Source organism: Agrobacterium genomosp. 13 str. CFBP 6927, assembly GCA_900012615.1.
Lineage (GTDB): Bacteria > Pseudomonadota > Alphaproteobacteria > Rhizobiales > Rhizobiaceae > Agrobacterium.
On the sequence record LT009756.1, the window covers coordinates 2,679,749 to 2,701,899 of the forward strand.

Here is a 22,151-nt window from a genome sequence, read left to right on the forward strand (position 1 = left end):
AATGTCGTCAAAAACGATCATGTCAACAAGGCGCACGGCAATTCTTGGAGCGTTGCTGACGGCGCTGGCCCCCATTTCCATGTCGATCTACACGCCGGCCATGCCGGAGCTGACACGGGTTTTCGCCACCACCGAGTCCGCCGTAAAACTCAGTCTCTCCCTCTATTTTGCCGGTTTTGCCATAGCGCAGCTGCTTGCTGGGCCGGCGTCCGACGCCTTCGGGCGGCGCAAGGCGAGCCTCGTCTTCCTGTCGATCTTTCTCGGCGGCGGCTTGCTCGCCATCCTTGCCCCGACAATTGAAGTGCTGCTTTTTGCCCGGCTTGTCCAAGGCATCGGCGCCTCCGTCGGCATGACGGTGGCGCGCGCCGTGGTGCGGGATCAGTTTGCCGGCGCGGAAGCCTCCAGCATCATGAACCTCATCGGCATCATGCTGGCCGTCGGTCCCGCCATGGGCCCGACAATCGGCGGGCTTTCACTTGCGGCTTTCGGCTGGCAATCGGTGTTCTTCCTGATGGCCGGCCTCGGCGCCATCGCCATCTTCTCTGTCGTGGTTTTTCTGCGCGAAACGACGGTCCCGGACAGAAGCCTGATCCGTCCCCGTCGGCTTCTCTCAGCCTATGGGACGTTGTTGACCGAGCCGCGTTTTCTTCTCGCCGCATTGGTACTCGGCGGCTCCATAGGCGCGCTTTATGCGCAGGCGACCATGCTGACCTTCATCCTTATCAACGAAGTCGGCATGTCCCCCACAGCCTTCGGCGTTGGCATGCTGATGCAGACCGGCGCTTATTTCTTCGGCTCCATCGCCCTGCGTTATATCGCACCGCGGCTGGGCGACCGCCGTTCGGTCATGCTCGGCCTCTGTTTTTCCGGCACGGGTGGCCTTCTCATCATGCTGTCGGTGTTCCTGGTGCCGCCGTCCTTCCTCTCCATCATGGGCCCCGTGGCGGTAGCGACAGTCGGCATCGCCTTGCTGACGCCCTCGATGGTGACGGCCGCGCTTGCGCCCTTCCCGCACATTGCCGGTTCGGCATCGGCCATGATGGGTTTTATCCAGATGGGATCGGGTTTTGCGGGCGGGGCCGCGGCCTCGCTGGTCGGCTCGCCTCTCACCGGCTTTGGCATCATCATCCCGGTGATGGAGTTTACGGCAGTCGCAAGCTATATCGGCTTCAGGATCGTGTCCAAAAGACAGACGTGAAAAAAACCCGCAGGGCGTTCCCGCCTGCGGGTTTTTCTTATCTGTACCTCAGTGAAAATTACTTGCTGAGGTTACGCTTGGCGAGGGTGCGCAGGCGCAGCGCATTGAGCTTGATGAAGCCTGCCGCATCCTTCTGGTCGTAAGCGCCGTGGTCGTCTTCGAAGGTTACCAGCGCGTCGGAATAAAGCGACTTGGCGCTCTCGCGGCCGGTTACCATGACGTTGCCCTTGTAGAGCTTCAGCGTCACTTCGCCTTCCACATGTTCCTGGCTCTTGTCGATCAGAGCCTGCAGCATTTCACGCTCGGGCGAGAACCAGAAGCCGTAATAGATCAGTTCGGCGTAACGCGGCATCAGCTCGTCCTTGAGGTGTGCTGCACCCCGGTCAAGCGTGATGGATTCGATCGCGCGATGCGCGGCCAGCAGGATGGTGCCGCCGGGCGTCTCGTAAACGCCGCGAGACTTCATGCCGACGAAACGGTTCTCAACGAGATCGAGACGACCGATGCCGTTCTCACGACCGTAATTGTTCAGCGTTGCAAGAAGCGTGGCCGGCGACATTTCAACGCCGTTGATGGAGCAGGCATCTCCCTTGCGGAAACCGACCTTGATGACGGTTGCCTTGTCCGGGGCCGCTTCCGGCGAGATAGTGCGCATATGCACATATTCCGGAGCTTCCAGTGCCGGGTCTTCCAGAACCTTGCCCTCGGAGGAGGAATGCAAAAGGTTGGCATCAACCGAGAAAGGCGCTTCGCCCTTCTTGTCCTTGGCAACGGGGATCTGGTGCTGTTCGGCGAAGTTCAGGAGGTCGGTACGGCTCTTGAACGTCCAGTCGCGCCAGGGGGCGATGATCTTGATATCCGGGTTCAGCGCATAAGCCGAAAGCTCGAAACGGACCTGGTCATTACCCTTGCCTGTGGCGCCATGCGCAATGGCGTCGGCGCCGGTCTTCTTGGCGATCTCGATCAGGTGCTTGGAAATCAGCGGACGGGCAATGGAGGTGCCGAGCAGATAGACGCCTTCATAAACGGCGTTGGCACGGAACATCGGGAAAACAAAATCACGCACGAACTCTTCGCGGACGTCCTCGATGAAGATTTCCTTGATGCCCAGCATCTCAGCCTTCTTGCGTGCCGGCTCAAGCTCTTCGCCCTGGCCGAGATCGGCGGTGAAAGTCACGACTTCCGCGCCGAGTTCCGTCTGAAGCCACTTCAGGATAATCGAGGTGTCGAGGCCGCCGGAATAGGCGAGAACGACTTTCTTAACGTCTTTCGGGAGTGCCATAATGATGTCCATCTGCATGATGACGGCATCGGGGTACCGCCATTTCCTTGGGATTTCGGCACTTTTACAGTGCAACCCCAAAACTGTGAAGCGATTTTCGGAAAAGATGCGCGACAAAACAACGAAAGGCACGAAAGGGCAACGCGCATTTGCGAAAGGCCAAATGCAGGCGACCGGCTCTTCATGACTGGAACGAAGGGATTGTCACATGCATTATGGAATTTCGCGCTTTAACATGGAGCGTCTCGATCGACTTGAAGACCGTGAATGAAGCCACTCAGGGTTCAGGCAACGTTGCAAACGGCTGGAAACAGCACAAAACGACGCGAAGGAGAAACCTATGACGACCATCCACCCCGCATTCAAGGAAGATAATGTCGCCGTCATCACCGGTGCGGCATCCGGCATCGGACTTGCCGCCGCGCGCAAATTCGCCGGTTTCGGCATGAGCGTCGTGCTCGCTGATCTCGATGGCGACAGGCTCGCCGCAGCGCACGCGGATATTCTGGCCGTCGCAAAGGACGGCGAGGCGCAGATCGTCGCAATCCCCACCGACGTGTCGAAACTCGATGAGCTGGAAGCGCTGGAACGTGCCGTCATCCAGCGTTTCGGACGGGTTCATGTGCTGATGAACAATGCCGGTATCCAGCCCGGAAGCGCCATTTTCGGCCCGCAGACCAATTGGGAAAAAGTCATCAACGTCAACCTGATGGGCGTGGTGAATGGCAGCCGCGTCTTCGGGCAGGGCATGATCGCCCATGGCGAGGCCTCGCTCATCATCAATACTGGCTCGAAACAGGGCATAACCACCCCGCCCGGCGATCCCGCCTATAATGTCTCGAAGGCGGGTGTCAAAGCCTTCACGGAAGCGCTCCAGCACGAACTGCGCAATATTCCGAACGGCGCAGTTTCCGCCCATCTCCTGATCCCTGGCTTCGTCTTTACAGGCCTGACAGCGCATGGCAGGACGGAAAAGCCGGCAGGGGCGTGGACCGGCGAGCAGACCGTCGACTTCATGGTCGACAGTATCGGCAAGGGTGATTTCTACATCCTCTGCCCGGACGGGGAAGTGGATCGCCCGACGGACGAGAAGCGCATTCTCTGGGCGGCTCAGGATATCGTCCAGAACCGTCCGCCGCTGTCGCGCTGGCACACGGAATATTCCGCCGCCTTCACCAGCTTCCTGAAAAACTGAATGTCTGGAGCCACCGCGATTTGAAAATTGCGGTGGCTTTCGTCATGACCGGCTCGGCTTTGCCCGCCATTTCATCGGCATGCAAAAACATTGGCAGAAACGCGAAATCGCGTTAAGCAACGGCAACCTCAAGATTTCACGGGTGCCGCGATGGATTTCGTTCCAAGCCTGCCAACACTTGCCGCCTTCACCATTGCCATATTGCTTCTGGCGGTAACGCCCGGACCCGACATGACGCTGTGGATCAGCCGTTCGCTACGCGAGGGCCGCACAGCGGGTTTCATGACGCTTCTGGGAACAAATATCGGCATCACCGTACATACCATGCTTGTCGCTTTCGGTGTTGCCGCGCTCATCGTCGCCTCACCGACCGCCTTCATGATCCTGAAGACCGGCGGCGCCGCCTATCTGGTCTGGCTCGCCATTCAGGCGATCCGCAAAGGTTCAGATTTCGTGATGGTCAAGACGACCGACGAAAAACCGCAATCTTCCCTGAAGGGGGCCTTGCTGAACGGTATCTGGGTCAATCTGTTGAACCCGAAGATCATCATCTTTTTCATGACCTTCCTGCCGCAATTCGTCAGCGCCTCCGATCCGCACGTCACCGGCAAGCTGATTTTTCTTGGGCTCTGGTCCATCATCGTGGCGCTGCCGATCGGCATCGGCATCGTGATTGCCGCCGATGTTCTCTCCGCCTGGCTGCAACGCAACAGGAAGGTTCTGCGCGGGCTGGACTATACGATCGCCGGCGTCTTTTCGATTTTCGCTTTCAAGATTTTCTTCACGCAAGCGCGCTGACGGAAAACGAAAAGGCGCCCGAAGGCGCCTTTTCAAACAATCAGCCGATCAGCAATTCGTCATCGTCGAGCGTCTGGCCGCGAATTTTGCGGAACATGTCGATCAGATCCTCGACCTCCAGACCCTTGCGGCTTTCACCGGATACGTCGAGCACGATTTCACCGGCATGCAGCATGATGGTGCGGTCGCCATAATCCAGCGCCTGGCGCATGGAGTGGGTGACCATCAGCGTTGTCAGCTTGCGCTCGGAGACCACCTTGCGGGTCAGTTCCATCACGAACTCCGCCATACCAGGGTCGAGCGCTGCCGTATGTTCATCGAGCAGCAGCACATCCGAGCCGGAAAGCGTCGCCATGACAAGCGAGACCGCCTGTCTTTGCCCACCGGACAACAGGTCCATACGGTCCTTCAGGCGATTTTCCAGGCCGAGATTGAGCGAAGCGATCCGCTCCTTGAAGAAATCCCGCCTGCCGCGCCCAAGCGCCGGCAACAAACCGCGACGCTCTCCGCGTGATGCCGCAAGCGCCAGATTTTCCTCGATCGTCAGCGCGCCGCAGCTGCCCGCCAGCGGGTCCTGAAACACGCGCGCCACGCGTCCAGCGCGGCTCGCGGTCGGCTTGCGGGTTACATCGGCGCCGCCGATCGTCACCTTTCCGGCCGTCGGCAGGACATCACCGGCCAGAACGCCAAGCAGCGTGGATTTTCCAGCCCCGTTCGAGCCGATGACCGTCACGAAGGAACCGGTCTCAATGGTAAGATCGATCTTGGCCAGCGCCTGCTTTTGCAGCGGCGTTCCGCGCCCGAAGACGACCTGGATATCGGAAAGGGAAATCACGATGTTGCTCCCCCGCGGCGCAGTCGGGGCAGGATCAATGCGATGGCCACCAATACCGCCGTTACGAAATTGAGATCGGATGCCTTGAGGCCCAGCACATCGCTCGACAAAGCAAGCTGGATGGCAAGGCGATAGGCGATGGAGCCGAAAACACAGCCGATCAGCGCAATCAGAATGCCCCGTGCGCCGAACAGCGTTTCACCGATGATGACGGCCGCAAGCCCGACGACGATGGTGCCGACACCCGAGGTCACATCCGCAAAACCGTTGGTCTGCGCAAACAGTGCGCCGCCGAGAGCCACCAGCGCATTGGAAAGCGCCATGCCGAGATAGATCTGGTTGCCGGTCTTCACACCCTGCGCCCGCGCCATGCGCGCATTGGCACCCGTTGCCCGCATGGCAAGGCCGGCATCGCTTTCAAGGAAACGCCAGACCAGAATGACCGCAATCACCACCAGTGCGCCGACAAAGAGCGGCCGCACGAGATATTCGGAAAGGCCAAGGCCATAGAATGGCGAGATCATCGTATCCTGATTGAGCAGCGCCACATTCGGTTTCCCCATCACACGGAGATTGACCGAAAACAACGCGATCATCGTCAGGATCGACGCAAGCAGGTTGAGTATCTTGAAGCGGACGTTCAGCGTGGCCGTAACGATGCCGGCGGCAGCGCCCGCGACCATCGCAATCGCCGTCGCGACCCAGGCATTGAGACCATAAATGATCAGCACGGCCGCCACGGCAGCGCCGAGCGGAAACGAACCGTCAACGGTCAGATCAGGAAAATCAAGCACGCGGAAAGCGAGATAGACGCCGATCGCCACGAAAGCGAAGACCAGTCCCAGCTCCACGGCACCCCAGAAGGCGATTTGGCTCACGGTAATGTCCTTGTTATTGCCGCCATGTCGGCGGATGCGGGCATTGTTTTCGTGCCGCGCAAAGCGGGCGGCGGGTTTGCCGCCGCCCGAAGTTCGGTTGTTAGTCGATGACCTTGGTGGCGCGCTTGGTCACGCTTTCCGGGAAGGTGACGCCTGCTTTTTCAGCGGCCTTCTTGTTGATCACCAGATCCGTGCCGACAGCAACGGTGGCCGGAATGTCGCCCGGCTTTTCACCCTTGAGGATACGGACAACCACGGCGCCGGTCTGCTTGCCAACGTCGAAATAGTTGAAGCCGAGGGCAGCAACCGCACCGCGCGCGACGGAATCCGTATCGGCGGCATAAAGCGGGATCTTGGCTTCCGCTGCAACGCCGGCTGCCGCCTCAAAAGCGGAAACGATGGTGTTGTCGGTCGGAACGTAGATCACGTCGGCCTTGCCGACCAGCGCGCGTGTTGCGCCCTGAACTTCAGCGGACTTGGTGGCGACGGATTCGACGATCTTCAGGCCGGCCTTTTCGGCTTCAGCCTTCAGCAGTGCGAGAGTGGAAGCGGAGTTGGCCTCGGCCGAGTTGTAGATGAAGCCGATGGACTTCGCGTTCGGCGAAATTTCCTTGATGAGCGCCAGATGCTCGCCAACCGGCAGCATGTCGGAAAGGCCGGTCACGTTGCGGCCGGGCTTTTCCATGCTCTTGACGAGCTGTGCACCGACCGGATCGGAAACGGCCGTGAAGACGACCGGAATATCGCGCGTCGCCGCAACGACGGCCTGTGCCGACGGCGTGGAGATCGGCACGATGACATCAGGCGCATCGCCGACGAACTGGCGCGCGATCTGCGCTGCGGTGCCGGGATTGCCCTGCGCGGACTCGTAGAGGAACTTGAGGTTCTCGCCTTCCTTGTAACCGGCTTCCGCAAGGGCGGCCTTGACGCCATCACGGGCGGCGTCAAGCGCCGGATGTTCGACGATGGCAGTGACGGCAACGGTGACGTTTTCAGCCTTGGCCGGCAGAACGAGGGCGCTCGCGGCTGCGAGCGCCAGAATAAATGCGCGCATGGGTATCCTCCAGTTGGTTTCTTATTGCCGTCTTATTAGAAACAAGACAGCCCGAAATCAATCGTAGAACCGCCGCAAGCCAAGCTTTCTGGCGCAGTTGTGACTTATTCAGTCATCAGCGCCGTGGTTGGCGATCATCATCGCCTCGAAAGCCAGCCGCTCCGTCTTGCGCATGCGCTCCGATTCCGACTTCAGCTGACCGCAGGCGGCAAGAATGTCGCGGCCGCGCGGCGTGCGGATCGGCGAGGCATAACCCGCCTGATTGATGAAATCGGCGAACTTCTCGATCTGCGCCCAGTCAGAGCACTGGTAATTCGTACCCGGCCATGGATTGAACGGAATGAGGTTGATCTTGGCCGGAACGCCCTTCAGAAGCTGAACCAGCATCTTGGCGTCTTCCAGGCTGTCATTCACATCCTTCAGCATCACATATTCGAAGGTGATGCGGCGGGCATTGGAAAGGCCGGGATATTTGCGGCAGGCCTCGATCAGCTCCTTCAGCGGATATTTCTTGTTGATCGGCACCAGCATGTCGCGCAGTTCATCACGCACCGCATGCAACGAAATCGCCAGCATCACGCCGATCTCATCCCCGGTGCGGAAGATTTCCGGCACAACGCCGGAGGTGGAGAGCGTGACGCGACGCTTGGAAAGCGACAGGCCGTCGCCGTCGGTCGCAATCAGCAGGGCCGTCTTCACATGCTCGAAATTATAGAGCGGCTCGCCCATCCCCATCATCACGATGTTGGAGACCTTGCGGCCTTCGCTCGGCACATAAGCGCCAACCGGTGTCGAACCATCGGGAAAATCGCCGAGCCGATCGCGGGCCAGCAGAAGCTGGGAGAGGATTTCCTCAGCCGTCAGATTGCGCACCAGGCGCTGGGTGCCGGTGTGACAGAAGGAACAGGTCAGCGAACAGCCCACCTGGCTCGAAATGCACAGCGTGCCGCGACCCTCTTCGGGAATATAGACAGTCTCGATCTCGACGGGACGTCCCGCACCGCGCGGCGGAAAACGCATCAGCCATTTGCGGGTACCGTCATTGGAGATCTGCTCTTCGACGATTTCCGGGCGGGCGATGGTGAAGGCCGCCTTCAGCTTCTCGCGAAGCTCCTTGGCGACATTGGTCATATTGTCGAAATCCGAGACCCCGCGCACATAAAGCCAGTTCCACAACTGGCTGACGCGCATTTTCACCTGCTTCTGCGGCACGCCGATTTCGGCCAGCGCCTCGCCCATGTCCTCACGCGTCAGGCCGATCAGTGACGGCTTGCCGGACATGAGATCGCTATTGGCGATCAGCGGGGTTTTGACTGCCAGGCCGGCAGGGGCTTGCATTACGGACATCACGCTATCCCATCATTCCATGCATCGCACGACCGGCCTGTCGGATAGGCGGAAAATCGTCTGCATGTCGAGAAAATCAAAGGCGGAGCACTTTTCGCGCATCCGCCTGTCAATGTTGCCGCGCGTTTAGCATCAAACTGGTAAAAACGCAAATGGCCGATCCATGATCGGCCATCCACCAAGCTGACAGAGTGTCAGTATTACTTGCAGCTCTCGATCTGCTTGAGAGCGGCCGAAATGCCCGAGAGCGAATAGGAATAGGACGTCGCGGTACCGCGGCCGGAGACGGCCTTGACGGTCATCGACTTGCCGCCCTTCATCGCAGCCACGAGAGCCGGTTCTTCGGCAGCATTTTCAACCCAGGCAGCCTTGTCCTTGGTGAACATGACGAAGTTCTTGTTATCGATCGTCACATTGACCTTGGAACCCTGCTTCAGCGGGTAACCCACCATGGCCTGCGGCTCATAGGAGATGTTCTGGCCCGGACGCTGCGACACGATGAAGAAGATATCACCGTGATCGACGCTTGCCGGTTCCTTGGCGGTCGGAATGGAAAGAACGTAGCAGACGGTGCTGTTGCCCGATTTGTACGAATAGGCACCCCATGCATTGAACTGCTGGATGCGCGTGGGCGACTGTGCAGATGCTACGCCGACGCTGGTCAGCAAAATGGCCACTGCGGTTGCTACACTTCTTACAAACATAGAATTTCCTGCCGGGTTATTGTCTTCCATTGGCCCGAAGCAGCGGCGGGCTCCATTTTATGGATCGGCCACGTTCAGGTGCGGATCGTCTTTTCTCATTGTGGTCAGGAAGCGGTTACCAAACCGTCAACAACACGCATAAAATGCCGAAAACGTCTTGCAGTGTTACAGATCGGCGACTCCCAGCACCCTGAGGAGAAGGGCGAGGCACGTCCTTCCGTCATGTGTATGACACACAAATTCAGGCAAGAATTTGTCACCTGCCGGGCTCGACCGGGCAGGCACATCACAGACACGTTACCCGGCTTCCTGCTGTCTTTTCAGCATGGCGTCCGCGGCGTCGTAATGTTCCATCTTGATATGGGCGCGGATCATGGCAAGGGCGGCGGTGATAACCGCGATGTCGTCGGTAAAACCGATGACCGCCAATACATCCGGCACGGCATCCATCGGCATGATGAAATAAGCGAGAGCAGCGAGAATGATGCCCTTGGCGCGCAGCGGCGTGTCGCGGTCGATCGCGCAATAATAGGCAGCCGCCGCGTCGCGCGCAAACGGCACCTTCGTCATCACGCGCTTCAGCTTCGGCCAGAATTTGGCACGCACGACGCTCTCGCGCTCTTCCTGCCTGTCGTTTTCGCCGGGCAGAAGAATTTCACCGATTTTCACATCATCCATGATCGACGGTCCTCCGGTCACGGCTATTATATGGGACTTATGGCCCAGCGTTCAATTCCCCCGGCCGGCGGCAGCCTTCTGCATGGCACCGGCCAGAAGAAAATCCTGCTCGGTCACGCCCTGCGAATCATGCGTGGTGAGGCAGACCTTCACCCGCGAGTAGACATTGGACCATTCCGGGTGGTGGTTGAGCTTTTCCGCCACAAGGGCGGACTCCGCCATGAAACCGAAAGCCTCCGCAAAACTCGAAAACTTGAAAGATCTGACGATTGCCGCGCCATCTTCCCGCAGCGACCAGCCTTCAAGTTTTAAGAGCTCCTGCCGGATGGCGTCCTGCTCAAGTCTGGGATATTTCATGTTTTCACCTCCGCGTGACAGGGCGCCTGCCGTACCGGCACAACCATGGCACGCTTGAATTGCCGGAGCGACCCATAATCCTCATGAAACGCACATCCGTTCTGTTTGTTTGCATGGGCAACATCTGCCGTTCACCCCTCGCCGAAGGCGTTTTTGCCCATCTTGCCGAACTGAAAGGTGTCGCAGACCAGCTCACCGTCGATTCCGCCGGAACGGGCGGCTGGCACGCGGGCAACGCCCCGGACCGCAGATCGGTTGCGGTGGCCCGCAAGCATGGCATCGATATTTCCCGGCAACGGGCAAGGCAGGTTAGTCAGGCCGATTTCGAAACCTTCGATCTCATCCTTGCCATGGATACGAGCAACCTGGCGAAGCTGCTCCAAAAGGCGCCGGAAAACCGCAAGCACAAAATCCACCTTTTTCTGGACTATGCGTCGGGACGCCGCGATAGCGTCCCCGATCCATATTTCGGCGGTGAAGACGGCTTTCTGAGCGTCTACAACATGCTTTTGGCGGGATGCAGCTCGTTGCTCGAAAAGATGGAGCTGGATCGCGCCTCGTGAAGCGGGAAGGCCTCTTCGACGATGTAAGGTCCACCGCCCACCGATTCCTTCGACGACATCAGCACGAAACGGCCGACCGTGAAGGGCGAGGTGCGGAAGTTGCCGCGTCCGGAAAGATAATGCACCACATCGTCCAGACGCGAGGAGCGCAGTCGCGCCAGCGTCACATGCGGCATGAATTTGCGCGGATCGGGCGGGAGACCGATCCTCTGACAAATTCTCTCGACCTCGGCCTGCAGCGCATGCATTTCCGGTGAGGGGGAAACCCCTGCCCAGATGGAATGCGGTTTCTTGGAACCGAAGGAACCCATGCCGGTGAGATTGAGCTGGAATTCCGGCCTTTCGATCCGATCCAGCCGGTCAACGACCTCATCGGCGGTCCGCCCGTCGATATCACCGATAAAACGCAGGGTTATGTGATAATTCTCCACATCGATCCACCGGGCTCCCGGCAGACCACCGCGCAACAATGAGAGGCTCATAGCCGCATTGCGCGGAATTTCGAGGGCGGTAAACAGTCTCGGCATGGCGAGCTCCCCGAATCTCTTGGCAGAACAAGCATAGCGAATCACGCAATGCAGGCGGGCGCAAGTGCTTATTTTTTTTGCGCACCGATTGTCTTGATGAAGCTTTCAACAGCCGGCAAAGATTTCTCGACCATCATGGCAACTCCTTGCGTATTGGGGTGCATCTTGTCATCCAGCTTCAGCTTGTCATCTGTAACCACGCCATCCAGAAAGAAGGGATAAAGCGGCAGGTTGTATTTTTCCGCAAGCTGCAGATAGATCGGATTGAAGCGCTTGGCATAATCTTCGCCCATATTCGGCGGCGCCATAATGCCGACCAGCAAGACGGCTATATTGCGTTTCTGAAAACCGGAAATAATGGCGTCGAGGTTCTTTTCCGTTTGTTCCGGCGCAATACCACGCAATGCATCGTTTGCCCCGAGTTCCAGAATGACCCCGTCCGTACCGTCAGGAACAGACCATTCCGCCCGCGCCAGACCGCCGGAAGAGGTATCTCCGGACACACCGGCATTGGTAACGGTGACATTCATGCCCCTGGCTTTTAATGCAGCCTCAAGCTGTGCAGTGTAGCTGTCGGTTGGGGGCAACTGATACCCGGCCATGAGGCTGTCGCCGAGGCCGACCAGTTGCAATGTCCGCTCCTGAGCCGTGGCCACGGAGGCAGAAAAGGCGGCTGCAAAAATGACGATGAAGTGAAACAGGGCGGCTTTAAATCTCATCTCGGCTTTCCTAACTTGTTTCGCATTGCCCGAAGTACCGACCGCATCGACTGCGCCATACCGCTTTCATCATATATAGGAACGAGAATTGTGACGAAAAGCATCATAGAGCTGAAGAAAGCCGACCTCACGCTCGGCAACGCCGCCGCCTCCGTTCACGTTCTCAAGAACATTGATCTTGCCATCGGCGAAGGCGAGGCGGTTGGCATTGTCGGCCCGTCCGGCTCGGGAAAATCGACGCTTCTCATGGTGCTTGCCGGGCTTGAGAGGCTTGATAGCGGTGAGATCGTCATCGCGAACACGGAGCTGCACAAGCTCGGCGAAGATGCGCTCGCGGATTTCCGCGGCAAGAATATCGGCATCGTTTTCCAGTCCTTCCATCTCATCGCAAACATGACAGCGCTGGAAAACGTCGCCGTTCCGCTGGAACTGGCCAATGTTCCGAACCCCTTCGAGATCGCCAAACGGGAACTCGTGGCCGTCGGTCTGGGCGAACGCCTCAACCACTATCCCGGTCAACTCTCCGGCGGCGAGCAGCAGCGTGTCGCCATCGCCCGCGCGCTGGCCCCCTCCCCCGCCGTGTTGATCGCCGATGAACCGACGGGCAATCTCGATACAGATACCGGCAAGCAGATCGCCGATCTTCTTTTTACAAAACAGGCCGAACGCGGCATGACCATGGTCCTCGTCACCCATGACCCCTCGCTGGCTGCCCGCTGCTCACGGCAGATCAAGGTGCGCTCAGGCGAAATAGAGGGTGACAGCGCCAAGGCCCAGATGGCGCGGGCGGTCTCGGCATGATCGGCTCCTTTCTCCCGTCTTTCGCCAATATCCGGAACGCCGCGAGGCTCGCGCGGCGGGAAATTCGCGGCGGCCTGCGCGGCTTTTACATTTTCCTCGCCTGCATCGCGCTCGGAACCGGCGCCATTGCAGCCGTCAATTCCGTGTCACGCGCCGTCACCAGCGCCATCGCCACGGAAGGCCAATCCATATTGGCGGGCGATGTGCGTTTCGAACTGCGCAACAGGGAGGCGACCGCAGAGGAAAGGGCCTATCTCGACGGCCTCGGCAAGATCGCCGTTTCCACCGGGCTGCGCTCCATGGCACGCCTTGCCGACGGTTCCGAACAGACCTTGACGGAAGTGAAGGCCATCGATGGCGCCTATCCGCTCTACGGTACCTTCGTGGCGGATCCCAATCAGCCGCTGAGCGAGCTTCTGGCCGCGACCGGTGACACCTATGGCGCAATCGCTGCGCCGCTTTTGCTCGAACGGCTCGGCATCAAGGTCGGTGATGAAATCCTGCTTGGCAATGCGAAGCTTAAACTGACCGGCACCGTGGTCGACGAACCGGACGCGCTGTCCGATGGCTTCGGTTTTGCACCGAGGCTGATGGTCAGCCGCGATGCCCTTTTTGCCTCGGGTCTCGTTCAGAACGGCAGCCTGGTCGAACATGCCTATAAAATCCGGCTGGACGACCCGGCAGCACGCACAACGATGACCGACGCGGCCAACAAGGCGTTCCCCGATGCGGGCTGGTCCATCCGCACCAGCGACCGCGCAGCCCCCTCGCTCACCGAAAACGTCAACCGCTTCTCGCAATTCCTGACGCTGGTGGGGCTTACCGCCCTCATCGTCGGCGGTGTCGGTGTCGCCAACGCCGTTCGCGCCTTTCTCGATTCCAAACGCACCACGATCGCCTCGCTGAAATGCCTGGGCGCCCCGGCCTCCGTGGTCACCATGACCTATCTCTTCCAGATCGCCTTCATTGCCGTTGTCGGCATCGTCATCGGCCTTGCGGTGGGCGCCATCGCGCCGCTGGTCGCCATGCGCTTTCTGGAAGGCGTGCTTCCGGTGCCGGAAGAACTCGCCTTCTATCCCGGCGCACTCGGCCTCGCTGCGCTGTTCGGTCTGTTGACGACGCTTGCCTTCGCCATCGTGCCTCTTGGTCAGGCACGCGAGGTCCCCGCAACGGCGCTTTTCCGCGAACAGGGTTTCGAAGAGGGCAGCTGGCCCTCCTGGCCCTATCTGGCCGCCACCGGCCTGCTGCTGGCAGCGCTCGCAGCACTTGCGATATTTTCGGCGGAAGACCGTTTCATCGCCTCGGTTTTCCTCGCCGCCATCGCCTTCGCTTTCGTGGTGCTGCGGCTCGTGGCGTCCGGTGTGAAGGCCATCGCCAAACGTAGCCCGCGTGTTCATTCGGCCGCCCTCCGTCTGGCGATCGGCAACATCCATCGCCCGGGCGCACTTACCCCCTCGGTCGTCCTTTCCCTTGGCCTCGGCCTCACCCTGCTTGTGACGCTGACGCTGATCGACGGCAATCTGCGCCGCGAACTAACGGACAGCCTGCCGGACCGCGCGCCGAATTTCTTCTTCGTGGATATTCAGGGAAGCGAGCTGCAGGGCTTCCGCGATCTCCTGAAGCGGGAAGCGCCGGAAGGTACGCTGACCGAGGTGCCGATGCTGCGCGGGCGGATTCTCGCGCTCAACGGCGAAGATGTGACAAAAATGGATGTGCCGCCGGCCGGTCGATGGGTGCTGCGCGGCGATCGGGGCATTACCTATTCGCAGGATGTTCCCGAAAACGCGACACTGACAGAAGGAACGTGGTGGGGACAGGACTATAGCGGCGAACCGCTGGTCTCTTTTGCGGCGGAAGAGGCGCGGGAACTGGGCCTCAAGATCGGCGACAGCGTCACCGTCAATGTGCTCGGCCGCAGCATCACGGCGAAGATCGCCAATCTGCGCAATGTCGAATGGGAATCCCTGTCGATCAATTTCGTCATGGTGTTTTCGCCAAACACGTTCCGCGGCGCACCGCATGCCTGGCTCGCGACACTCGCCGACCCTTCCGCATCCGCAAGTGATGAAGGCCAGATATTGCGCGCCGTTACCAACGCCTACCCGACGATCACCAGCGTGCGTGTGAAGGACGCCCTCGATGTCGTCAACCGGCTTGTCGGCCAGCTTGCCACTGCCATTCGTGCCGCAGCGGCCGTAGCCCTGATAGCATCCGTTCTCGTTCTCGCCGGCGCTCTTGCCGCCGGAAACCGCGCCCGCACCCATGACGCGGTTATCCTGAAAACGCTGGGCGGCACGCGCAATCTGCTCATCCGCGCCTTCTCCTACGAGTACATGATGCTCGGCCTCGCCACCGCCGTTTTCGCACTTTTCGCCGGCGGCGTCTCGGCATGGTTCGTGATTGCCCGCATCATGAAACTGCCCTCCACCTTCCTGCCGGATGTGGCGATCGGCACGCTCGTCGTCGCCCTCGTCATGACGGTGGGTATCGGCCTCATCGGTACCTGGCGGATTCTCGGACAGAAGGCCGCTCCGGTTTTGCGGCAAGCGGGTGAATAATCATCGGTTGTGCGCTGCTTAACTTTAACGATTAATTCTTTGTAATGATCGCCGAAACGTGAGCGCTTTTCGCGCATATGGTGTCTTTTCGACCGGAAAAGGCCTTGTATCGGACACGTTCTGCCATCATATTCTTGGGCAGGCTTGCTGAAGCTCCGCAGCGGCGCCCGGGAGGTATCCCGACACCGTAGCAATTACGGAGCTCAAAAGAGGAAACAATGGCTGACTTCAATAACTACCAGAACCGCATGGCGCAGACCCGTGCACAGACTGGTGCGATGATCGATGAAGGTCTTCGCGCCTACATGCTCAAGGTTTACAACCTGATGGCGCTGGCTCTGGTCATCACCGGCATTGCGGCGTTCGCTACCTTCACGCTCGCGACCACCAATCCGGCCTTCGCACAGTTGCTCTATGCGTCGCCGCTGCGCTGGGTCGTCATGCTCGCACCGCTCGGACTGGTGTTCTTCCTTAGCTTCCGTATCCAGAACATGAGCGTTTCCGCCGCCCAGATGACCTTCTGGGTCTATGCGGCGCTGATGGGCGTGTCTCTGTCCTCGATCTTCCTGGTCTATACCGGCCAGAGCGTTGTACAGACGTTCTTCGTGACCGCTGCCTCGTTCGGCGCGCTCTCGCTTTACGGTTACACGACGAAAAAAGACCTTTCAGGCATGGGTTCGTTCCTGATCATGGGTCTGTTCGGCCTCATCATCGCGTCCATCGTCAACATCTTCCTCGCTTCCTCTGCGCTGCAGTTCGCGATTTCCGCGATCGGCGTACTAATCTTCGCCGGCCTCACCGCCTACGACACGCAGAAGATCAAGGAAATGTATTTCGATGGTGACGAAGTTGCCGTGGCTGGCCGCAAGGCAATCATGGGTGCGCTGACGCTTTATCTCGACTTTATCAACCTGTTCATGTTCCTCCTGCAGTTCATGGGCAACCGTGACAAGTAAGGGTAGGAACCCTACTGGCAAACATGCGAAAGGCGGCCCTTCGGCCGCCTTTTTATTTACCCGCATCGGAAGCTGAAGGCCCTCGGCCTGTTTGCCCGCGTCCCGCAATGAGCAGGGTACGCCCCCCTCAAAAGCTCACTCGAAGAGCTTCAGGACCTTGTCGAAAACCTTGAGAACCTGCGGAAGCTCATGACCGCGTTTGAGAATGCGGCCATCTGTATTGACCACGCTATAGGCCCCCTGTTTCGTTGCCAGCTTGGGGTTTTTCTCGATCCTGTAGAGAGGCATTTCGCCCGAGCGCTTGAAGACGGAAAATACCGCCTTTTCCCGTAAGTGGTCGATGGCATAATCGCGCCACTCGCCCTCTCCCACCATGCGGCCGTAAATTCGCAGGATCGCATCCAACTCGCGCCGGTGGAAAGTGACCGGCAAAGGGTCCTTGTTCTTTTTATATTCACGGAGATCGATAACGGTGGAATTGTCGCGTGAAGCGGTCTGCACCTGCTGCACATCCGGTTGATCGGTCATCCAATACCTCCGATTCCACCCAAATCATCTAGTCAATGTGAGCCTGTGAAGGTGAAATTGCAAGCCTCGCGCTCGCCTTAAGAGACGGCGTCAGGCAATGACACGAAGGCATTTGACAATATTGGAACGACAGGAAAATCGAAAGGCGGCTACACAAAATGGCTCCCACCAAAGCCACTGCGGAGGCTGCCCTCGGCAAAAGCAGGGGTAAAAAATGGTAACCATTTAGGCAGCCATTTTGGCATGGCCTGCCGTATTTCGGTCAAACCATGGCCCGAATTGGGTGGAATAGTCCTATTGTCAATTGATGCCTAGGCACCAAGATGACCCGGTCCGGTGCATTGACCCTTTACCCCCAGCCCCCAATGCCCGGACCGGATCTTCAATCGCCCGATGGGCGATTAGGGGGTTTCATTTCCCAAAAGAATACTTGCGCCGACGATTGCCGCCGGATCGCCGCTGGCATTGGCCGTCTGCAGCAGAACGGCGCAGCCGCCCTTCTTCACCTTTGCCACCACGCTTGCTGGAAGTTTCACCGTCATCGGCGAGCCATCCCACATGCCAACGGTCTGCACATCATAGACGCTGTGCCAGTAGGACATTTTTTTCCCCTGGTTCTCGCCCTTCTGCACATCCACCGTCTGCTCACGCGTGAAATAGGCGACCACAACATCGGCCTTGCCGCTGCCGGCGCCAATATCGATCTCCACCTCATCGCCGGCAAATTTTGACGAAACCGGCACGTTCAGCCCCTGCCCCTCGCGCTTGAAAGCATCAAGCCGGTCGTAAATGCCGCGGACATCGGCGCCTTTGACATGATCGCGACCGTTCAGAATGGCCTGCGGCGTGTAGACCCCGTTGCGGCCAAGCGCGCGCATATAGCCATATTGCCGTTCGGTATTTTCCTTCGATGCCAGCGAATCGGTCCAGCCGAGATAATTCCAGTAGTCGACGTGGTAGGAGAGACCAACGACATCGCCCTTCTGGATCATCTTGCGCAGGGCCTCATCCGCCGGCGGGCAGGAGGCGCATCCCTGCGATGTGAACAATTCGACGACGCCCTTCACGGCCTCCTGCGCATGCGCGGATGTGACGAGGAACGTGCCGAGAAGACAAATCGACAGGCGGAATTTCAGTGGCATTACAAAAACCTTTGTCCGGCAAGATATCCAGACGAATTGATGCGATCAATCCCGCCGGGATGCAAACCGGAAAATAACGTCTATTCCCCTTCAATAGAAAGTCACGAAGGGGTGAGCGGCAATCACAAAAAAAGAGACAAAGAAACGGGAAAGACGCCGGGATTTCTCCCGGCGTCTTTTATTGGCCTTTGCTTGATCAGGCAGCCAGATCACGAAGAACGGTCTGCAGAATGCCGCCATTGTTCATATAGATCACTTCATCCAGCGTATCGATGCGGCACAGAAGCGGAACTTCCTTAACCGAACCGTCGCTGTAGGTGATCTTGGCGATCTTCTTTTCACGCGGCTTGATCTCACCTTCCAGACCATCGATCTCGACGATCTCGTCACCCTTGAGATCAAGGCTCGCCCAGGTCGTACCCTCTTCGAAAACGAAGGGAACGACACCCATGCCCACGAGGTTCGAACGGTGAATACGCTCAAAGGACTGTGCGATCACGGCCTTGACGCCGAGCAGGTTGGTGCCCTTCGCCGCCCAGTCACGGGAAGAACCGTTGCCATATTCGACACCGGCAAAGATGACGAGCGGAACGCCCTCCGCCTTGTATTTCATGGCGGCGTCATAGATCGACATCTCTTCCTTGGACGGATAGTGGATGGTGTAGCCACCTTCCTTGCCGTTCGGGCCGAGCATGTGATTGCGGATGCGGATATTGGCGAAGGTGCCACGCATCATCACTTCATGGTTGCCACGACGCGTACCGTACTGGTTGAAGTCGGCAACGGCCACGCCATTCTCCGTCAGGTAAGCGCCGGCAGGAGAAGCGGCCTTGATCGAACCGGCCGGAGAAATATGGTCGGTGGTGATCTTGTCGCCGAAGAGACCAAGAACGCGCGCGCCCTTGATGTTCTTGAGGCCGGTGCCCTTTTTACCCATTCCGACGAAATAAGGCGGGTTCTGAACATAGGTCGACTTGTCGTCCCAGGCATAGGTTTGACCCGGAGGAACCTGAACGGCCTGCCAGTTCTCATCGCCCTTGAAGACATCGGCGTACTTCGATTCGTAAAGCTCGCGGGTGACATATTTCAGGATGAATTCCTGGATTTCCTTGGAGGTCGGCCAGATATCCTTGAGATAGACCGGATTGCCGTTCTGATCGTCGCCGATCGGCTCCTTCGTCAGGTCCTTCTGGACCGTGCCGGCAAGCGCGTAGGCCACGACGAGCGGCGGAGAGGCCAGATAGTTCGCCTGAACGTCCGGCGAGATACGGCCTTCAAAGTTTCGGTTGCCGGAAAGGACGCCAGCCGTGATCAGGCCCTTATCGTTGATCGTCTTGGAGATCGCCGGTGGCAGCGGACCGGAGTTACCGATGCAGGTCGTGCAGCCGAAACCGACGAGGTTGAAGCCGATTGTGTCGAGGTCCTTCTGCAGGCCGGACTTGTCGAGATATTCTGCGACCACCTGCGACCCCGGCGCGAGCGAGGTTTTCACCCACGGCTTGGACTTCAGACCCTTGGCAACAGCGTTGCGGGCGAGAAGGCCGGCGGCGATGAGAACCGAGGGGTTGGAAGTGTTGGTGCAGGAGGTGATGGCGGCAATCGCCACATCGCCATGGCCGAGATCGAAGTCCTCGCCCTCAACCGCGTAGCGGCTGTGGAGCTGGCCGGGCTTCTTGTAGTCGTTTTCGAGAGCCGTTGCGAAATTCGGTGCAATGGTTTCGAGCGGCAGGCGGCCTTCCGGACGCTTCGGGCCGGCCATGGAGGGAACGACATCGCCGAGGTCGAGTTCCAGCGTGTCCGTGAAAACGAGGTCCGAACCATCGCCGGTGCGCCACATGTCCTGCGCCTTCGAATAGGCTTCGACGAGCGCAATGCGGTCCTTGGTGCGGCCAGACATGGTCAGGTAGTTGATGGTTTCGCCGTCAACCGGGAAGAAGCCGCAGGTCGCGCCATATTCCGGGCCCATATTGCCGATGGTCGCGCGATCGGCCAGCGACATCGAATCAAGGCCGGGGCCGAAGAATTCGACGAACTTCGAGACCACGCCCTTCTTGCGCAGCATCTGTACGACGGTCAGCACGAGGTCGGTCGCGGTCACGCCTTCCTTTACCTTGCCGGTCAGCTTGAAGCCGATGACCTCAGGCAGCAGCATGGAAACCGGCTGGCCAAGCATGGCCGCTTCAGCCTCAATACCACCAACGCCCCAGCCGAGAACGCCGAGACCATTGATCATCGTCGTGTGCGAATCGGTACCGACGCAGGTATCCGGATAAGCAATCGTCTCGCCATCCTCTTCCTTCGTCCAGACGGTCTGGCCGAGATATTCGAGATTGACCTGGTGACAGATACCCGTACCGGGCGGCACCACGCGAAAATTCTTGAATGCCTGCTGGCCCCACTTCAGGAAGCGGTAACGTTCGCCATTGCGCTCATATTCAAGCTCGACGTTGCGGGCAAAAGCGGTCGGCGTGCCGAATTCGTCGACGATGACCGAGTGGTCGATGACGAGGTCGACTGGAACGAGGGGATTGATCTTTTCCGGGTCGCCGCCGAGCGACACCATGGCGTCGCGCATGGCCGCAAGGTCGACTACCGCCGGAACACCGGTGAAGTCCTGCATGAGAACGCGGGCGGGACGATAAGCGATTTCGGTTTCGGTCAGGCCCTTGTTGTTCAGCCATTCGGCAACGGCCAGAATATGTTCCCTGGTGACGGACTGGCCGTCCTCGAAGCGAAGGAGGTTTTCCAAGAGAACCTTCATGGAATAAGGCAGCTTGGATACGCCCTTCAGGCCGTTTGCCTCGGCTTTGGGAAGGCTGAAATAGATGTAATCCTTACCGTCCACGGTAAGGACGGAACGACATTGGAAACTGTCGAGTGATTTGGCCACGGTTTAAAACCCCGCATAATCTGATAGCCAACACGCGCGTGCGGACCCCCGTGCCCTAAGGCACATCAGGATGCGGGTACGGCCATTTCCGCTGTCCGCACGTGAAAGTTACTCCTCGTAACATTCAGGTCCGGCGCAAGATGATGATCACGCCGGCCGCTGGCGTGGTTGACACCCATATAGATAATTTCGGAGAAACGTGCCAGACCATTCAACGAACCTAATCGATTTTTTTATCGAGACCACGAAATCTTGTACGGAAACGCGGCATGGATTTGACGGCGGAAAATCTTGGCGTGCGGCGCGGTGAAGATTTCATATTCATGAATGTTTCCTTCAAGTTAAGTAATGGCGAAGCGCTGGTGCTGACGGGCCGGAATGGCTCGGGCAAATCGACGCTTCTGCGCACGGTGGCCGGCCTGCTGCGGCCGGAACAGGGACGGATAACGATAGCCGGCAAAGAGATAGAGGAGGGCATGCGGCCCTCGGAGGCCTGCCATTATCTCGGCCACCGCAATGCGATGAAAACGGAACTGACCGTTTCGGAAAATCTCGAATTCTGGAAAAACTTCCTTGGCGATTTTTCCGGCGGCTCGGGCGTGGAGATCGATGAGGCGGCGGAGATCGTTGGCCTTGCCGGCATCGCCCATCTGCCTTTCGGTTATCTGTCTGCGGGCCAGCAACGGCGTTTTGCCATGGCGAAGCTTTTGATCGCATGGCGGCCAGTGTGGATTCTCGATGAACCGACGGCGGCGCTCGACAAGGCTGCGGACGGGATGTTTACCGATCTCGTGAAAAACCACCTTGGGAAAGGCGGCATCGTTCTGGCTGCGACCCATCAGCCTTTGGGGCTGGAGAGTGCACGGGAATTGCGAATGACGGGGTTTGCGGGTGTGGAGGCTTGGGCATGAGGGCGGTGCGCGTGTGGCATACCCCCCTCTGCCCTGCCGGGCATCTCCCCCTCAGGGGGGGAGATCGGCAAGAAGCTTACCAGCCGCTCGATTTTCAAGCTTCGAGATGGGCGAGACCTAGCCGCAGATCGATCTCCCCCCTTGAGGGGGAGATGCCCGGCAGGGCAGAGGGGGGTAAAGCCGCAAAACTCGAGGACGGCGCCCCGATGACCGCCCTCTTCCTCCGCGAC

22 protein-coding genes are annotated in these 22,151 nt (G+C 58.9%); 9 read left to right on the top strand and 13 right to left on the bottom strand.

What is annotated here, in order from left to right; translation table 11 throughout:
• Position 1: 1 nt before the first annotated feature.
• Positions 2 to 1,198: a multidrug effflux MFS transporter gene (locus AGR13A_RS13260; protein ID WP_208612397.1), complete on the top strand. Its 1,197-nt coding sequence runs from the start codon at positions 2 to 4 to the stop codon at positions 1,196 to 1,198.
• A 58-nt stretch (positions 1,199 to 1,256) separates the two neighbouring features.
• On the opposite strand, the gene AGR13A_RS13265 is transcribed toward AGR13A_RS13260, so the two are convergent.
• Entirely contained in the window at positions 1,257 to 2,480 is a 1,224-nt protein-coding gene (locus AGR13A_RS13265) for an argininosuccinate synthase (RefSeq protein ID WP_035222091.1), read from the bottom strand.
• Between the two features lies 1 nt (position 2,481).
• Here AGR13A_RS13265 and AGR13A_RS24670 point away from each other — a divergent pair, with 1 nt between their 5' ends.
• From AGR13A_RS24670 to AGR13A_RS13275, 3 genes are all read left to right on the top strand, one after another.
• Positions 2,482 to 2,667: a hypothetical protein gene (locus AGR13A_RS24670; protein WP_139786054.1), complete on the top strand. Its 186-nt coding sequence runs from the start codon at positions 2,482 to 2,484 to the stop codon at positions 2,665 to 2,667.
• Positions 2,668 to 2,820: 153 nt separating this feature from the next.
• The gene (locus AGR13A_RS13270; RefSeq protein ID WP_080836140.1) at positions 2,821 to 3,675 is read left to right on the top strand and encodes an SDR family NAD(P)-dependent oxidoreductase; all 855 of its coding nucleotides are present in this window, start codon (positions 2,821 to 2,823) and stop codon (positions 3,673 to 3,675) included.
• A 150-nt stretch (positions 3,676 to 3,825) separates the two neighbouring features.
• Complete coding sequence (locus AGR13A_RS13275; RefSeq protein WP_035221686.1) at positions 3,826 to 4,473, top strand: LysE family translocator; 648 nt, start codon at positions 3,826 to 3,828, stop codon at positions 4,471 to 4,473.
• A gap of 40 nt (positions 4,474 to 4,513) precedes the next feature.
• Here the strand turns inward: AGR13A_RS13275 and AGR13A_RS13280 are convergent, their stop codons facing one another.
• The 7 genes from AGR13A_RS13280 to AGR13A_RS13310 all read right to left on the bottom strand — a co-directional run bounded on the left by AGR13A_RS13280 (position 4,514) and on the right by AGR13A_RS13310 (position 10,326).
• Entirely contained in the window at positions 4,514 to 5,308 is a 795-nt protein-coding gene (locus tag AGR13A_RS13280; RefSeq protein ID WP_003492440.1) for an ABC transporter ATP-binding protein, read from the bottom strand.
• Complete coding sequence (locus AGR13A_RS13285) at positions 5,305 to 6,186, bottom strand: ABC transporter permease (protein WP_035221688.1); 882 nt, start codon at positions 6,184 to 6,186, stop codon at positions 5,305 to 5,307. The genes AGR13A_RS13280 and AGR13A_RS13285 overlap by 4 nt, the downstream gene beginning before the upstream one ends.
• A 100-nt stretch (positions 6,187 to 6,286) precedes the next feature.
• Complete coding sequence (locus AGR13A_RS13290) at positions 6,287 to 7,240, bottom strand: ABC transporter substrate-binding protein (RefSeq protein ID WP_035221690.1); 954 nt, start codon at positions 7,238 to 7,240, stop codon at positions 6,287 to 6,289.
• A 108-nt stretch (positions 7,241 to 7,348) separates the two neighbouring features.
• Positions 7,349 to 8,521, bottom strand: coding sequence for a 23S rRNA (adenine(2503)-C(2))-methyltransferase RlmN (rlmN, locus tag AGR13A_RS13295; protein WP_078052458.1), 1,173 nt, complete (start codon positions 8,519 to 8,521; stop codon positions 7,349 to 7,351).
• Positions 8,522 to 8,787: 266 nt separating this feature from the next.
• Entirely contained in the window at positions 8,788 to 9,291 is a 504-nt protein-coding gene (locus tag AGR13A_RS13300) for an invasion associated locus B family protein (protein WP_035221692.1), read from the bottom strand.
• A 297-nt stretch (positions 9,292 to 9,588) separates the two neighbouring features.
• The gene (locus tag AGR13A_RS13305; protein WP_035221694.1) at positions 9,589 to 9,969 is read right to left on the bottom strand and encodes a YkvA family protein; all 381 of its coding nucleotides are present in this window, start codon (positions 9,967 to 9,969) and stop codon (positions 9,589 to 9,591) included.
• 51 nt (positions 9,970 to 10,020) lie between these two features.
• Positions 10,021 to 10,326, bottom strand: coding sequence for a 4a-hydroxytetrahydrobiopterin dehydratase (locus AGR13A_RS13310; RefSeq protein ID WP_035221696.1), 306 nt, complete (start codon positions 10,324 to 10,326; stop codon positions 10,021 to 10,023).
• Positions 10,327 to 10,409: 83 nt separating this feature from the next.
• Here AGR13A_RS13310 and AGR13A_RS13315 point away from each other — a divergent pair, with 83 nt between their 5' ends.
• Entirely contained in the window at positions 10,410 to 10,889 is a 480-nt protein-coding gene (locus tag AGR13A_RS13315) for a low molecular weight protein-tyrosine-phosphatase (protein ID WP_080723063.1), read from the top strand.
• Here AGR13A_RS13315 and thpR read toward each other — a convergent pair.
• Together thpR and AGR13A_RS13325 are read right to left on the bottom strand one after the other, a co-directional pair.
• Complete coding sequence (thpR, locus tag AGR13A_RS13320) at positions 10,823 to 11,416, bottom strand: RNA 2',3'-cyclic phosphodiesterase (protein WP_003492455.1); 594 nt, start codon at positions 11,414 to 11,416, stop codon at positions 10,823 to 10,825. The two genes, AGR13A_RS13315 and thpR, sit on opposite strands and share 67 nt — an antisense overlap.
• Positions 11,417 to 11,484: 68 nt before the next feature.
• A complete protein-coding gene (locus AGR13A_RS13325) occupies positions 11,485 to 12,135 on the bottom strand; it encodes an arylesterase (RefSeq protein WP_035221699.1) in 651 nt (216 codons plus the stop codon).
• A gap of 90 nt (positions 12,136 to 12,225) precedes the next feature.
• Here AGR13A_RS13325 and AGR13A_RS13330 point away from each other — a divergent pair, with 90 nt between their 5' ends.
• From AGR13A_RS13330 to AGR13A_RS13340, 3 genes are all read left to right on the top strand, one after another.
• Positions 12,226 to 12,936, top strand: a complete 711-nt coding sequence (locus tag AGR13A_RS13330) for an ABC transporter ATP-binding protein (protein WP_080836142.1) — start codon at positions 12,226 to 12,228, stop codon at positions 12,934 to 12,936.
• Positions 12,933 to 15,494 carry an ABC transporter permease gene (locus AGR13A_RS13335; protein WP_080836144.1) on the top strand — a complete coding sequence of 854 codons (2,562 nt, stop codon included), beginning with the start codon at positions 12,933 to 12,935 and terminating at the stop codon, positions 15,492 to 15,494. The genes AGR13A_RS13330 and AGR13A_RS13335 overlap by 4 nt, the downstream gene beginning before the upstream one ends.
• A gap of 218 nt (positions 15,495 to 15,712) precedes the next feature.
• Entirely contained in the window at positions 15,713 to 16,450 is a 738-nt protein-coding gene (locus AGR13A_RS13340; RefSeq protein ID WP_003492462.1) for a Bax inhibitor-1/YccA family protein, read from the top strand.
• 135 nt (positions 16,451 to 16,585) lie between these two features.
• Here AGR13A_RS13340 and AGR13A_RS13345 read toward each other — a convergent pair whose 3' ends face one another.
• From AGR13A_RS13345 to acnA, 3 genes are all read right to left on the bottom strand, one after another.
• Positions 16,586 to 16,978, bottom strand: a complete 393-nt coding sequence (locus AGR13A_RS13345; RefSeq protein ID WP_080836146.1) for a DUF2794 domain-containing protein — start codon at positions 16,976 to 16,978, stop codon at positions 16,586 to 16,588.
• Positions 16,979 to 17,379: 401 nt separating this feature from the next.
• Complete coding sequence (locus tag AGR13A_RS13350) at positions 17,380 to 18,120, bottom strand: DUF1223 domain-containing protein (protein ID WP_035221704.1); 741 nt, start codon at positions 18,118 to 18,120, stop codon at positions 17,380 to 17,382.
• A gap of 196 nt (positions 18,121 to 18,316) precedes the next feature.
• A complete protein-coding gene (gene acnA, locus AGR13A_RS13355; RefSeq protein ID WP_035221707.1) occupies positions 18,317 to 21,010 on the bottom strand; it encodes an aconitate hydratase AcnA in 2,694 nt (897 codons plus the stop codon).
• A gap of 269 nt (positions 21,011 to 21,279) precedes the next feature.
• Between acnA and ccmA the strand changes: the two genes are divergently transcribed.
• The gene (gene ccmA, locus AGR13A_RS13360) at positions 21,280 to 21,921 is read left to right on the top strand and encodes a heme ABC exporter ATP-binding protein CcmA (RefSeq protein WP_080836148.1); all 642 of its coding nucleotides are present in this window, start codon (positions 21,280 to 21,282) and stop codon (positions 21,919 to 21,921) included.
• Positions 21,922 to 22,151 lie beyond the last annotated feature (230 nt).